General features: G+C 48.2%; 1 protein-coding gene. It reads left to right on the top strand.

What is annotated here, in order from left to right; all coding sequences use genetic code 11:
- Positions 1-679: phosphoglycerate dehydrogenase (gene serA / locus R7E78_RS27015; RefSeq protein ID WP_318058730.1), on the top strand; the 679-nt coding region annotated here is incomplete at both ends.

Here is a 679-nt window from a genome sequence, read left to right as displayed (position 1 = left end):
CAAACACGCGAAGTGTAGCAGAACTCGTGCTTGGTCAGATTCTTCTGCTCCTTCGTGGGATTCCTGAAAAGAACGCCTTGGCACACCGTGGTATTTGGAAGAAGAGCGCAGACAACTCTTACGAAGCGCGTGGTAAACGCCTTGGCATCATTGGTTACGGCCATATCGGTACTCAGCTGGGCATTATTGCTGAAAACTTAGGTATGCGCGTGTACTACTACGACATCGAAAACAAACTATCACTTGGCAACGCAACGCAAATCCACACGATGAGCGAGCTGCTAAACAAATGTGATGTTATTTCGCTGCACGTACCAGAAACACCTGAAACGAAGAATATGATGGGCGAAGAAGAATTTGCTCGCATGAAGCCTGGCGCAATCTTCATCAACGCCGCTCGCGGTACCGTTGTTGATATTCCTGCGCTTTGCCACAGCCTAGAAGCAGGTCACTTAGCTGGCGCAGCAATCGACGTATTCCCAGTTGAACCAAAAACAAACGCTGACCCGTTTGAATCTCCACTACAGAAATTCGATAACGTCATTCTAACGCCACACGTGGGCGGCTCTACTCAAGAAGCACAAGAAAACATCGGCGTGGAAGTTGCGGGTAAACTGGCGAAATATTCAGATAATGGTTCAACACTATCAAGCGTTAACTTCCCTGAAGTATCTCTGCC

The organism is Vibrio sp. YT-19(2023) (assembly GCF_033337395.1).
This window is presented reverse-complemented; position numbering and strand designations above follow the sequence as displayed.